The sequence below is a fragment of the Magnetospirillum gryphiswaldense MSR-1 v2 genome, from assembly GCF_000513295.1.
GTDB classification, from domain to species: domain Bacteria; phylum Pseudomonadota; class Alphaproteobacteria; order Rhodospirillales; family Magnetospirillaceae; genus Magnetospirillum; species Magnetospirillum gryphiswaldense.
The window spans coordinates 936,872-949,652 of sequence record NC_023065.1 but is presented as its reverse complement, the minus strand read 5'-3'; the positions used below and the strand labels follow the sequence as shown (position 1 = coordinate 949,652).

The following is a 12,781-nucleotide window of genomic DNA, read 5'->3' as shown; positions in this document are numbered from 1 at the left end:
TACGGCAGAACCCGATGAAAAATTTGGCGAGACGGCTAAAGCTGATGGCATAATTCATTGGATTATTCTTCCTGGTCGACATCATGCGGTTCACGCCTATCCAAACCCTGTTTGCGCTGCCCAGTATTCGCTCCAGGCTGATCGCCATTGTCCTGGCCACCGCCATTCCTGCGGCTATCGCCTTGGGCGTGATGGCGGCCACGTTTTACGGCAATCAAAAGAAGCAGAGCGAGATCGACCTGTTGCAGACGGCCCGCGCACTGACTTCGGCGCTGGACCGCAACTTCAGTATCGGCCTGAACGTGGCCCAGGCCCTGGCGGTGTCCTCGAAACTGCAACAATCGGACTTCGCCGGCTTTCACGCCGAAGCCAAAAGCGTCCTGAACGACCGTTTTCCCGGTTTCACCTTCGTCCTGAGCGACGAAAGCGGCCAGCAATTGCTGAACACCATCCGCCCCTATGGCGAAGTCTTGCCCCGGCACGGCAATCCCGAGAACCTGCGTCAGGTCTTCCTGACCGGCAAGCCAAGCATCTCCGACCTGTATATGGGCGGGGTGATGAAGCGCCCGGTGGTCAGCATCGAGGTGCCGGTGTGGCGTGACGGCAAAGTCGCCTATGCGCTCAGCGTCGGCTTCCTGACCGATTCGCTGACCAGGATTTTGACGGATCAGCGCCTGCCCGAAGGACGGATGGCCGCAATCTTCGACCCGCAAGGAGTGATCGCCGCGCGCACCCACATGGCCGAGCAACTGGTGGGCAAAAAGGGGGCGCCCGTCCTGCTGCAACGGATTGAGACGGCGACGGAAGGAATAGTCGAAACCCACACCTTGGAGGGGTTGGGTGTCATCATCGCCTTCAACCGCTCGACCGAGACCAATTGGACGGTGGGGATATCCATGCCGTGGACCGTCGTCCTGGCGGAAACCCTGAACCAGATCGCCCTGATCTATGGCGGCATCACCGTACTGCTGCTGGCCGGGGTGGCGACGGTGTGGGTCATCGGCGGCAAGATCAGCCGATCCATCCGCGCCCTGGCCGCACCGGCCATCGCCCTGGGCACCGGCGCGCCGGTGGTGGTGCTGGATCACGGCCCGATCGAGGCGATCGAGATCAGCCACACCCTGAAGGCGGTCGAGCGCGAACTGCAACAATACCGCGACCACCTGGAACAGATGGTCGCCGAGCGCACGGCGGCGCTGCAGGCCTCCAACCGCGAACTCGAGCAATTCGCCTATGTCGCCTCGCACGATCTGCAAGAGCCGTTGCGCATGGTGGTGTCCTATGTAGACCTGCTGGCCCGGCGTTATGGCGACAAACTGGACAAGGACGCCTTCGAATTTATCGGTTTCGCCCGCGAAGGCGCCTTGCGCATGAGCGAACTGATCAAGGATCTGCTGGATTATTCCCGCATCGGGCGACAAGACGGCCACCCCGAACCCCTGGATCTGCGTGAGCTGGCGACCGAGGCCTTGAACAATCTGAGACTCGCCTTGGCCGATTCCGGCGGTACGGTGGTGCTGGCCGACACCTTGCCCACACTGGTCGGCAACCGTGTCGAACTGGTCCGCCTGTTCCAGAATCTCATCGGCAACGCCTTGAAGTATCGCCGCCCCGACCAGCCGCCCCGGGTCGAGATCAAGGCCGAGCGCGATGGCACGGCTTGGGTGATCAAGGTAGCCGACAACGGTATCGGCATCGCCCCGGAATACCGCGAACGTATCTTCGGCCTGTTCCAGCGCCTGCATGGCCGTAACGCGTATCAAGGGACCGGCATCGGGCTGGCCAGCGCCAAAAAGATCGTCGAACTGCACGGCGGTCACATCTGGGTGCAAGATGCCCCCGGCCAGGGCTCCGTCTTCTGCTTCACCCTTGAAGACAAGGCAAGCCTGCCCGTCGACATGCCATCGGCGCAAGACCAGGGTTAACGATCCTTGACCTTGGGGCCCGGACCATGGCCCAATCCGCCCCCGGCTTCTTGATCAAAGGGTGCGCGCCATGGACAATTTCACCTTCCACAATCCGGTCCGGCTGATTTTCGGCCAAGGCCAGATCGCCCAGATCGCCAAGGAAATCCCTGCCGGCGCCCGCGTGCTGTTCGCCTTTGGCGGCGGTTCCATCAAGACCAACGGCGTCCATGCCCAAGTGGTGGCGGCGTTGCAGGCGGCCGGCCTGTTCTGGCTGGAATTTTCCGGCATCGAGCCCAATCCCCGCTATGAAACCCTGATGAAGGCCGTGCATCTGGCCCGTGCCGAAAAGCTTGATTTCGTCCTGGCGGTGGGCGGCGGTTCGGTGGCCGACGGCTGCAAATTCATCGCCGCCGCCATCCCCTTCGACGGCGAGCCCTGGGATATCCTGGCCAAGCGCGCCCGTGTCAATACCGCCACCCCCTTGGGCATCGTCCTCACCCTGCCGGCGACGGGATCGGAGATGAACTGCTTCGCCGTGGTCAGCCGCGACGAAACCCACGAAAAGCTGTCCTTCGGCAGCCCGGCGGTGTGGCCGAAATTCTCGGTTCTCGACCCGGAAAGCACCTATACCCTGCCGCCGCGCCAGATCGGTAACGGCATCGTCGACGCCTTCGTCCACGTGGTCGAGCAATACCTGACCTATCCGGCCCAGGCGCCGCTGACCGACCGCATGGCCGAGGCCATCTTGTCCACCTTGGTGGAAATCGCCCCCGCCGCCATGAGCAATCCGCCCGATTATCAGGCCCGTGCCAATCTGATGTGGTGCGCCGCCATGGCGCTGAACGGTCTGGTCGGCGCCGGCGTGCCGCAGGATTGGGCCACCCATTACATCGGCCATGAACTGACCGCCATCGCCGGCATCGACCACGCCCGCACCCTGGCCGCTGTCTGGCCCGGCGTGATGGCGGTGAAGTTCGAGGCGAAAAAGGCCAAACTGGCCCAATATGCCGAGCGGGTGTGGAACGTGCGCGAAGGATCGGTGGACGACAAGGCCCGCGCCGCCATCGCCCATACCCGCGCCTTCTTCGAATCGGTCGGCGTGCCGTCGGGACTGGCGCCTTATGATCTGCCCGCCGACATCGCCGATCAGGTTGCCGCCCGCCTGGATGCTCGCAATCAGGCGCCCTTGGGCGAGCACGGGGATATCGACAGCGCCATGGTTAAACGGGTACTGGCCGCCGCCTAGCAAGATATGGTAGACGGTCACCTCATGACCCACACCACCTTGGTCCTTGGCGGCGCCCGTTCGGGCAAAAGCGTCTATGCGGAAGGCCTGCTGGCCGGGGCGCCGGCCCTGTATGTGGCCACCGGCCAAGCCTTCGACGACGAGATGGCCGAACGTATCCGCTTGCATGTGGACCGGCGCGGCCCCACCTGGAGCACCATCGAGGAGCCGCTGGACCTGCCGGCATTGCTCGACCGTCACCTTGATCCGGCCCGGCCCATCCTGGTCGATTGCCTGACCTTGTGGATCAGCAACCTGATGCATGCGGGCCGCGACGTCGCCGCCGCGACCGAGACCCTGGCCGAGGTGGTGGCCGGTGCCCGCGGCGACGTGGTGCTGGTCTCCAGCGAAGTGGGGTTGGGTCTGGTGCCGGAAACCCGGCTGGGCCGCGACTTCCGCGATCATCAGGGCCGCGTCAACCAACGTATCGCCCAGGTTTGCCGCCATGTGGTGTTCGTCGCCGCCGGCCTGCCGCTCATTTTAAAAGGATAAGCCGTTCATGCGCAAAGTTCCCACCACCGTCATCACCGGCTTTTTGGGCGCCGGCAAGACCACCTTGGTCCGCCATCTGATGGAGAACAACCAGGGCCGGCGCATCGCCCTGATCGTCAACGAATTCGGCGATGTGGGCGTCGATGGCGATTTGCTGGCCTCGTGCGGCATCGAGGGCTGTGCCGATGATGACATCATCGAACTGGCCAATGGCTGCCTGTGCTGCACCGTCGCCGACGAGTTCCTGCCGACCATGCAGGCGCTGCTCGACCGGCCCAATCCGCCCGATCACATCCTGATCGAGACCTCCGGTCTGGCCCTGCCCAAGCCGCTGGTCAAGGCCTTCCACTGGCCGGAAATCCGCTCGCGCGTCACCGTCGACGGCGTGCTTGCGGTGGTCGACGCCGCGGCTGTCGCCGCCGGCCGCTTTGCCGACACCCCCGAGCAGATGGCCCAGCCCGACCACGACAATCCGCTGGAAGAAGTGTTCGAGGACCAATTGGCCTGCGCCGACATGGTGCTGTTGAACAAGAGCGATCTGCTGGACGCGGCCCAACTCGACACCACCCATGGCGAATTGACGGCCAAGCTGCGTCCCGGCGTGCGGGTGATCCGCACCAGCCGCAGCGCCATCGACCCGCTGATCGCTCTGGGCCTGTCGGCGGCGGCGGAAGACGATCTGGCCGCCCGGCCCAGCCATCACGACACCGAGGACGGCCACGACCACGACGATTTCGAAAGCTTCGCCATCACCCTGGCCGAAGTGGCCGACCCGGCGGCGCTGGAAGCCCGCCTGAGCCAAGTCATCGCCCTGCACGACATCCTGCGCCTGAAAGGCTTCCTGGCGGTGTCGGGCAAGCCGGCCCGCCATGTGGTGCAGGCGGTGGGCACCCGCATCGAACGCTGGTTCGACCGCCCCTGGCAGGCGGGCGAGGACCGCCTCAGCCGCCTGGTGGTGATCGGTGAAAAGGGCCTGGACCGCGCCGCCATCGAAGCGGCGTTGCTGGCCTGATCTGAATGCACCTTCTGGCCGCCCAGCCCGGCAGCATCACCGACGGCGCCGAAGCCGTCGACCTGGGACAAAGTCCCGGCGAGGTGGTGATGCTGTCCGCCGCCGACACCGAATTGTCGGCCATCGCCGCCGCCCACGGGCGGCGGGGGGCGCCGTTCGCCCTGCGGCTGGCCAATCTGTTGCGCCTGAACCACCACATGTCGGTGGACTTTTACGTCGATCAGGTGATCGCCCATGCCCGGCTGGTGATCATCCGCCTGCTGGGCGGGCAATCCTATTGGCCCTATGGCGTCGAGCAGATCGCCGCCACCTGCCACCGTAAGGGTATCGCCCTGGCGCTGTTGCCCGGCGACGACAAACCCGACCCCGATTTGATGGCGCTGTCCACCTTGGACCGTCCCGATCTCGACCGGGTGTGGCGCTGGCTGATCCAGGGCGGCCCCGCCAATATGGACAGCCTGATCCGGTGGGCCGGCACCCAAGATGACTGGCTGGAGCCCAAGCCGCTGCCCGCCGCCGGCCCCTATCCGTCGGTGGATTGGCAACAGGATTGGGACCAGACCAAGCCCAGCGCCGTGGTGGTGTTCTACCGCGCCCAGGTGCTGGCCGGCGACACCGCCCCCGTCGATGCGCTGCTGGCCGATTTGCGCGGGCGCGGCCTGAACGCGGCGGCCATCCATGTGCAATCGCTGAAGGACAACGCCTCGGCGGCCATGGTCGAAGGCTTGCTGGGCCGCATGTGCCCTGACATCATCGTCAACGCCACCGGTTTCGCCGTCGCCACCCCCGGCAAGCCCGAGGATTCGCCGTTTGCCGCCGCCGATTGCCCGGTGTTGCAGGTGGTGTTGGCCGGCAGCGACCGCCAGACCTGGCAAAACGGCAATACCGGCCTGGGGCCGAAGGACATCGCCATGAACGTGGCCCTGCCCGAGGTGGATGGCCGCATCCTCGCCCGCGCGGTGTCGTTCAAGGCGGCGACGCGAGACGAGCCCACCCAATGCGATCTGGCCCGCCATCAGCCGGAAGCCGACCGCATCGCCTTCGCCGCCGCCCTGGCCACCAATTGGGCCAAGCTGCGGCGCAAAGCCCCATCCCAGCGACGGGTGATGGTGGTGCTGGCCAATTATCCCAACCGCGACGGACGGTTGGGCAACGGTGTCGGCCTGGACACCCCGGCGGCGGCGGTCGAGGTGCTGCGGGCCATGCAGGGCGCCGGCTATGGCCTCGACACCCTGCCCGCCGACGGCAACCACCTGCTGGACCTGCTGCAACAAGGCGCCACCAACGACTGGCGCCAGTTGGACCACCGGCAGCAGCGCGAAAGCATCGCCCTGCCCGATTATCTGGCGTTCTTCCATGACCTGCCCCAACCGGTGCAACAGGCGGTGCGCGAGCGGTGGGGGGCGCCGGAAAGCGACCCGTTCTTCCGCACCGGCGAGCTCAGTTGCGGCAAGTTCCTGCTGCCCATCCTGGTGTTGGGCAAGGTGGCGGTGGGCATCCAGCCGGCGCGCGGCTACAACATCGATCCGGCCAGTTCCTATCACGACCCCGATCTGGTGCCGCCGCACAATTATCTGGCCTTCCACGCCTGGATGCGCGAGCAGTTCCGTGCCGACGCCGTCATCCACATGGGCAAGCACGGCAATCTGGAATGGCTGCCGGGCAAATCGCTGGCGCTGTCAGCCAATTGCTACCCCGAGGCCTGCCTGGGGCCGTTGCCCAATCTCTACCCCTTCATCGTCAACGATCCGGGCGAAGGCACCCAGGCCAAGCGCCGGGCGGCGGCGGTGATCATCGACCACCTGACGCCGCCGTTGACGCGGGCGGAAAGCTATGGCCCGCTGGCCGAGCTCGAGCGGCTGGTGGACGAATATTATGAAGCGGCGGGCGTCGATCCGCGCCGTCTGGCCATTCTGCGCAAGGATATCCTGAGCCTGACCGCCAGTGCCGGCCTGGATGCCGATCTGGGCATCAAGCCCAGCGACGATGCCGACGATGCCCTGGCCAAGCTGGACAACCATCTGTGCGAACTGAAGGAATTGCAGATCCGCGACGGCCTGCACATCTTCGGCCAAAGCCCGCAAGGCGACCAGCGCCTGGACCTGCTGGTCGCCCTGGCCCGCATCGGGCGCGGGACGCAGCCGGGACAGCAATCATTGCTGCGCGCCCTGGCCGCCGATCTGGGTTTGGGTTTCGACCCGCTCGATTGCGTATTGGGCGACGAATGGCCCGGCCCGCGCCCGGACATCCTGGCCGGCGGCATCTGGCGCAGCAATGGCGACACGGTGGAGCGGCTGGAAAACCTGGCCCGCGCCCTGGTGGCCGGGCAGGCCGCCGATACCGGCTGGACGCAAACCCAGGCGGTACTGGAGCACATCCAGACCATGCTAGCGCCCGCCGTCGATGGTTGCGGCGACGCGGAAATCGCCGGTCTACTGCGCGGCCTCGATGGCCGTTTCGTCGCTCCCGGCCCGTCGGGGGCACCGACCAGGGGCCGGCCCGACGTGCTGCCCACCGGGCGCAATTTCTATTCCGTCGACACCCGCGTGGTGCCGACGCCGGCGGCGTGGCTGCTGGGGTGGAAATCGGCGCAATTGCTGGTCGAACGCTATTTGCAGGACAATGGCGACTGGCCACGGGCCATGGCGGTGACCGCCTGGGGCACCAGCAACATGCGCACCGGCGGCGACGACATCGCCCAAGGACTGGCCCTGCTGGGGGCGCGCCCGACCTGGGACGCCGCCTCGCGCCGGGTCACCGGCTTCGAGATCCTGCCGCAGACGGTGCTGGACCGTCCGCGCGTGGACGTCACCTTGCGGGTGTCGGGGTTTTTCCGCGACGCCTTCCCCGATCTGATCAATTTGTTCGATTCCGCCGTCCGTGCCATCGCCGCCCTGGACGAAGACGACAGCATCAACCCGCTGGCTGCCCGCGTGCGCGCCGACACCCCACGCCTGGGCGCCCAGGCGGCGGCGCGGGTGTTCGGCTCGAAACCCGGCGCTTATGGCGCCGGCCTGCAGGCGCTGATCGACGAAGGCGGCTGGAGCGACGACGGCGATCTGGCGCAGGCATACGTGGCCTGGGGCGGCTGGGCCTATGGCAACGGCGCCGAGGGCAGCGACGCCCGCGACCTGTTCCACGAACGGCTGTCGCAGGTGGAGGCGGTGGTGCAAAACCAGGACAACCGCGAACACGATTTGTTGGATTCGGACGATTATTATCAGTTCGAGGGCGGCATGGCGGCGGCGGTCAAACACGCCTCGGGCAAGGCGCCCGCCATCTATCACCCCGACCATTCGCGCCCCGAATCGCCACGTATCCGCACGCTTTCCGAGGAAATCGCCCGTGTGGTCCGCGCCCGCGCCGTCAATCCCAAATGGATCAAGGGCGTGATGCGCCACGGCTACAAGGGCGCCTTCGAGATGGCCGCCACGGTGGATTACCTGTTCGCCTTCGCCGCCACCACCGACGCGGTCAAGAACCACCATTTCGACCTGATCGCCGATGCCTATCTGGGCGACGACGACGTGCGCGATTTCTTGCAGCGCAACAATCCCGCCGCCTTGCAGGAAATCCGCGCCCGCCTGCGCGAAGCCATCGAAAGAGGATTGTGGCGGCCCCGGCGCAATTCAGTGCATGCTTTGCTCGATAACTGACTCTGAACTTTCACATTGCCTCGGGCCTTGCTGCCGCTATACCAGCCCTGCCTTTGACTGACACGGATGACCCCCATGCCGGAAGCCACCGACCAGATTGTCGCCACCGATATCAAGATGACCGCCCGCGGCGTCAAGGTGCATTACGGCGACAAGATGGCGCTGAAAGGCGTTGACCTGGATTTCCGCACCAACGAGGTCACCGCCCTGATCGGTCCCTCGGGCTGCGGCAAGTCCACCTTCCTGCGCTGCCTCAACCGCATGAACGACACCATCGGCATCGCCCGGGTCAGCGGTCAGGTGACCTTGGACGGCGAGGGCATCTATGGCCCCGGCGGCATCGACCCGGTGCTGTTGCGCATGCGCGTCGGCATGGTGTTCCAAAAGCCCAATCCGTTCCCCAAATCCATCTATGACAATGTCGCCTTCGGCCCGCGCATCCACGGCCTGTACCGCGACAACGACCACCTGGACCAGATCGTCACCCACGCCTTGGAAAAGGCCGGGTTGTGGCACGAGGTCAAGGACCGCCTGTATGAAAAAGGCACCGGTATTTCCGGCGGCCAGCAGCAGCGCCTGTGCATCGCCAGGGCCATCGCCGTGTCGCCGGAAGTGATCCTGATGGACGAGCCCTGTTCGGCCCTGGACCCCATCGCCACCGCCAAGGTCGAGGAATTGATCGACGAATTGCGCGAGAACTTCACCATCGTCATCGTCACCCATTCCATGCAGCAGGCGGCCCGCGTGTCGCAGCGCACGGCATTTTTCCATCTTGGCGAAGTCATCGAAGTGGGCGATACCGAACAGATCTTCACCGCGCCCGCGCAGCAATTGACCCAAGGCTACATCACCGGCCGTTTCGGCTGATCGGAGAACACCTATGCCCACCATCGGCGACCAGCACATCGTCAAATCCTATGACGACGAACTGAAGCGTCTGCACGACGCCCTGGCCCGCATGGCCGGACTGGCCGAAGCGCAATTGGCCGCCGCGATCGAGGCCTTGGACAAGCGCGATTCCGACATCGCCACCCGGGTGATGAACGACGACCCCAAGGTGGATGAATGCGAGCATTTCATCAATGAACAGACCGTGCGCCTGCTGGCGCTGCGCGCCCCCGTCGCCGACGATCTGCGCATGGTGATTTCGGCCCTCAAGGCCGCCGGCGACATCGAACGCATCGCCGACCACGCCGCCAACGCCGCCAAGCGGTCCTTGGTGCTGAACCAGATGCCCCCGGTCGCCCCCATGCGGTCGCTGGTGCGCATGGGCAAGCTGGTGGCGGAATTGCTGAACGAGGTGTTGGACGCCTTCTTGGCCCACGACGCCGAGCGCGCCTTGGCAGTGCGGTCGCGCGACCAGGAAGTGGACGATTTGTATTCCAGCCTGTTCCGCGAAATCCTGACCTACATGATGGAAGACCCGCGCACCATCACCGCCTGCTCGCATCTGATGTTCATCGCCAAGAACATCGAACGGGTCGGCGACCACGCCACCAACATCGCCGAGATGACCTATTTCATCGCCACCGGGCGCTCGCTCAACGACCAGCGGCCCAAGCGCGACACCTCGGCCTACGAGGACGGCACCTCTCCTGTGTGAGGCTTCGCCTTAACGACCGCACGAAGCTTCGCCCAGCCGGTCCCACTTGGCTTCCGGCAGGGTTCTGACCGCCTTGGTCAATTCGACGACGCGGACGCGGAAGATGCGGGCTTGGTGCGGCGCCACCACCTTGCACATGAAGGCGGCATATTGCGGCCAGGACAGGTTCTCGGCCTTGACCAGCACATACATGTTGCCCTGGCTGTCGGCGCTGACATCGACCACGCGTGGCTGCTGGCGCACCGCCGCGATGGCGCTGGCCTGATCGGCCCAAGCCGGTGCCGATACCGGTGCGGATACCGCCATCATCATCATCGCGACAAACAAGATGCGCTTCATGACCAATCTCCTTGATACCGCCCCTTTCTAACCCGATCAGGGTTAGAAAACGGTTACCCGTCCCCCGGTCAGGGGCTGCGGCACCCCGGTGGTGCCGGGAAACGTCAACGGCAGCCCTCGCAACGAGCGCACGGCGAGAAAGGCGAAGGCCTGGGCCTCCAGGGCATCGCCATCCCAGCCCACCGTCTCGACCGGGGCGACGGGGGCCGCCAGTTGGGCGGCCAGCATGCGCATCAGCACCGGGTTGTGGCGCCCGCCGCCGCAGACCAGCCAACGCGACACCGGGGCGGGGAAATGCTGGGCCGCCAACGCCACGGCACGAACGGTGAAGGCGGTCAGGGTGGCGGCGCCGTCCGCAGCCCCCTTACCCGCCACCAGCGATGCCGCCATGGCCTGGAAATCGTCGCGGTCCAGGGATTTGGGCGGGAGGGCCGAGAAATAATCATGGCCGGCGAAGCCATCCACCGCAGCCCGGTCGATGCTGCCGGCAGCAGCCAGGGCGCCGCCTTCATCCACCGGACGTCCGGTATGGGTCAGCGCCCAATCATCGATCAGGGCATTACCCGGCCCGGTGTCGAAGGCCAGCAAGGTTCCATCCGCGCCGATCCAGGTGACGTTGCCGACACCGCCCAAATTCAGCACCGCCAAGGGCGCCGCCAATCCTTGCGCCAGGGCGGCGTGATAGACCGGCACCAACGGCGCCCCCTGCCCGCCCGCCGCCACGTCGTCGCTGCGGAAATCACCGACCACGCGGATACCGGTCAGCCGCGCCAGCAAGGCCCGGTCGCCGATCTGCCAGGTGCGGCGCTGTTCGGGCCGGTGCAGGATGGTATGGCCGTGAAAACCGATCACCCCGACCCGCTCGGCGTCGATGCCGGCTTGACCCAGCAGGCGCTGCACCGCCTGGGCATGGGCTTGGGTCAGGCGCTGTTCCACCTCGGCCACCGGGCCGGTTCCGCCCAGCACCGAGCGCAAACCGTTGCGCAGATCGTCGTCATAGGGAATGGTCAGGGCCGCACCGGTGGCCCGCACCGTTTCACCATCGGTTTCCACCAGGGCGGCGTCGATACCGTCGAGCGAGGTGCCGCTCATCAGACCCAAAGCCAGCATGTGCATGAAGGATGCGCCTTTGCGCCGATTGTTGACCGGCGGTGATTGTGCTAAACGGGCTCACTTTGTTCAAGCAACCGAATGATCGATAACGCCATGACCACCGCCCGCTCCGAATTCCTGCGCGTCGTCGCCGAACGCGGCTACATGCACCAATGCACCGACCTGGAGGCGCTGGACAAGCGCCTGAACCAAGGTCCGGCGGCGGCGTATATCGGCTTCGACTGCACCGCCGAATCCCTGCATGTGGGCGGCCTGATGCAGATCATGTTGCTGCGTTGGTGGCAGAAGACCGGCAACAAGCCCATCGTGCTGATGGGCGGCGGCACCACCCGCATCGGCGACCCCACCGGCAAGGACGAAGCCCGCAAGATGCTGGACGATGCCGCCATCGCCCGCAACATGGCCGGCATCAAGCAGGTGTTCGCCAAGTACCTGACGTTCGGCGATGGCGCTACCGACGCCATGATGGTCAACAACGCCGATTGGCTGGACCAGCTTAATTACATTTCGTTCCTGCGCGATTACGGCAAGCATTTCACCATCAACCGCATGCTGACCTTCGATTCGGTCAAGCTGCGGCTGGAACGCGAACAGCCGCTGACCTTCCTGGAATTCAATTACATGATCCTGCAAGGTTACGACTTCGCCGAGTTGTGGAGCCGCCACAAATGCGTGTTGCAGATGGGCGGGTCCGACCAGTGGGGCAACATCATCAACGGCGTCGAATTGGGTCGCCGCGTGCATCAGGCCGAACTTTTCGGCCTGACCAGCCCGCTTTTGACCACCAGCTCGGGCGCCAAGATGGGCAAGACCGTAGGCGGCGCGGTGTGGCTGAACGCAGACATGCTGTCGGCGTGGGAATTCTGGCAATACTGGCGCAACACCGAAGACGCCGATGTGGGCCGCTTCCTCAAGCTCTACACTGAATTGCCGCTGGACGAGATCGCCCGGCTGGAAGCCCTGCAAGGGGCCGAGATCAACGAGGCCAAGAAGATCCTGGCGAACGAGGTCACCCGCCTGTGTCACGGCGAGGACGCCGCCCGCGAAGCGGCGGAAACCGCACGCAAGACCTTCGAGGAAGGGGCGCTGGCCGACAACCTGCCGACCATTGCCATCCCGGCGGCGGACCTGAATGCCGGTATCCCGGCCTTCGCCCTGTTCGTGCGGGCCGGCTTGTCCACCTCCAACGGCGAGGCCCGGCGCCTGCTGCAACAAGGCGGCGGTCGCGTCAACGATGCCCAGGTCACCGACCCGGCAGCCCCCATCGGCGCCGACGCCCTCAAGGACGGCGTCATCAAGCTGACGGCGGGTAAAAAGCGTAACGTTCTGGTCAAGCCGGAATAAAAGCAAAAGGCGCCGGAAACGGCGCCTTTT

General features: G+C 65.4%; 10 protein-coding genes. 8 read left to right on the top strand and 2 right to left on the bottom strand.

The window, feature by feature from the left end; translation table 11 throughout:
* The first annotated feature begins 83 nt into the window (after positions 1-83).
* From MGMSRV2_RS04460 to phoU, 7 genes are all read left to right on the top strand, one after another.
* Positions 84-1,925, top strand: coding sequence for a sensor histidine kinase (locus tag MGMSRV2_RS04460; protein ID WP_024079150.1), 1,842 nt, complete (start codon positions 84-86; stop codon positions 1,923-1,925).
* 70 nt (positions 1,926-1,995) lie between these two features.
* Complete coding sequence (locus MGMSRV2_RS04455) at positions 1,996-3,153, top strand: iron-containing alcohol dehydrogenase (RefSeq protein ID WP_024079149.1); 1,158 nt, start codon at positions 1,996-1,998, stop codon at positions 3,151-3,153.
* A gap of 24 nt (positions 3,154-3,177) precedes the next feature.
* Positions 3,178-3,684: a bifunctional adenosylcobinamide kinase/adenosylcobinamide-phosphate guanylyltransferase gene (cobU, locus tag MGMSRV2_RS04450; RefSeq protein ID WP_024079148.1), complete on the top strand. Its 507-nt coding sequence runs from the start codon at positions 3,178-3,180 to the stop codon at positions 3,682-3,684.
* A 7-nt stretch (positions 3,685-3,691) separates the two neighbouring features.
* The gene (cobW, locus tag MGMSRV2_RS04445; RefSeq protein ID WP_024079147.1) at positions 3,692-4,696 is read left to right on the top strand and encodes a cobalamin biosynthesis protein CobW; all 1,005 of its coding nucleotides are present in this window, start codon (positions 3,692-3,694) and stop codon (positions 4,694-4,696) included.
* A 5-nt stretch (positions 4,697-4,701) separates the two neighbouring features.
* Positions 4,702-8,352, top strand: coding sequence for a cobaltochelatase subunit CobN (cobN, locus tag MGMSRV2_RS04440; protein ID WP_024079146.1), 3,651 nt, complete (start codon positions 4,702-4,704; stop codon positions 8,350-8,352).
* A 75-nt stretch (positions 8,353-8,427) separates the two neighbouring features.
* On the top strand, positions 8,428-9,219 hold the full coding sequence (gene pstB / locus MGMSRV2_RS04435; RefSeq protein ID WP_024079145.1) for a phosphate ABC transporter ATP-binding protein PstB: 792 nt from the start codon (positions 8,428-8,430) through the stop codon (positions 9,217-9,219).
* A gap of 13 nt (positions 9,220-9,232) precedes the next feature.
* A complete protein-coding gene (phoU, locus tag MGMSRV2_RS04430) occupies positions 9,233-9,955 on the top strand; it encodes a phosphate signaling complex protein PhoU (RefSeq protein ID WP_024079144.1) in 723 nt (240 codons plus the stop codon).
* Between the two features lie 9 nt (positions 9,956-9,964).
* On the opposite strand, the gene MGMSRV2_RS04425 is transcribed toward phoU, so the two are convergent.
* Positions 9,965-10,294 (bottom strand): hypothetical protein, encoded by a 330-nt coding sequence (locus MGMSRV2_RS04425; RefSeq protein WP_024079143.1) that lies wholly within the window; start codon positions 10,292-10,294, stop codon positions 9,965-9,967.
* A gap of 42 nt (positions 10,295-10,336) precedes the next feature.
* Positions 10,337-11,404, bottom strand: a complete 1,068-nt coding sequence (locus MGMSRV2_RS04420) for an anhydro-N-acetylmuramic acid kinase (RefSeq protein WP_041634057.1) — start codon at positions 11,402-11,404, stop codon at positions 10,337-10,339.
* 96 nt (positions 11,405-11,500) lie between these two features.
* Between MGMSRV2_RS04420 and tyrS the strand changes: the two genes are divergently transcribed.
* A complete protein-coding gene (tyrS, locus tag MGMSRV2_RS04415; protein ID WP_041634056.1) occupies positions 11,501-12,751 on the top strand; it encodes a tyrosine--tRNA ligase in 1,251 nt (416 codons plus the stop codon).
* Positions 12,752-12,781 lie beyond the last annotated feature (30 nt).

What these genes read in the sequence shown, in the direction of transcription:
- MGMSRV2_RS04420 (WP_041634057.1), bottom strand. Translation starts at nt 11,404, where the DNA reads ATGCTGGCTTTGGGTCTGATGAGCGGCACCTCGCTCGACGGTATCGAC.
- cobN (WP_024079146.1), top strand. Translation starts at nt 4,702, where the DNA reads ATGCACCTTCTGGCCGCCCAGCCCGGCAGCATCACCGACGGCGCCGAA.
- MGMSRV2_RS04460 (WP_024079150.1), top strand. Translation starts at nt 84, where the DNA reads ATGCGGTTCACGCCTATCCAAACCCTGTTTGCGCTGCCCAGTATTCGC.
- MGMSRV2_RS04455 (WP_024079149.1), top strand. Translation starts at nt 1,996, where the DNA reads ATGGACAATTTCACCTTCCACAATCCGGTCCGGCTGATTTTCGGCCAA.
- MGMSRV2_RS04425 (WP_024079143.1), bottom strand. Translation starts at nt 10,294, where the DNA reads ATGAAGCGCATCTTGTTTGTCGCGATGATGATGATGGCGGTATCCGCA.
- phoU (WP_024079144.1), top strand. Translation starts at nt 9,233, where the DNA reads ATGCCCACCATCGGCGACCAGCACATCGTCAAATCCTATGACGACGAA.
- cobW (WP_024079147.1), top strand. Translation starts at nt 3,692, where the DNA reads ATGCGCAAAGTTCCCACCACCGTCATCACCGGCTTTTTGGGCGCCGGC.
- tyrS (WP_041634056.1), top strand. Translation starts at nt 11,501, where the DNA reads ATGACCACCGCCCGCTCCGAATTCCTGCGCGTCGTCGCCGAACGCGGC.
- pstB (WP_024079145.1), top strand. Translation starts at nt 8,428, where the DNA reads ATGCCGGAAGCCACCGACCAGATTGTCGCCACCGATATCAAGATGACC.
- cobU (WP_024079148.1), top strand. Translation starts at nt 3,178, where the DNA reads ATGACCCACACCACCTTGGTCCTTGGCGGCGCCCGTTCGGGCAAAAGC.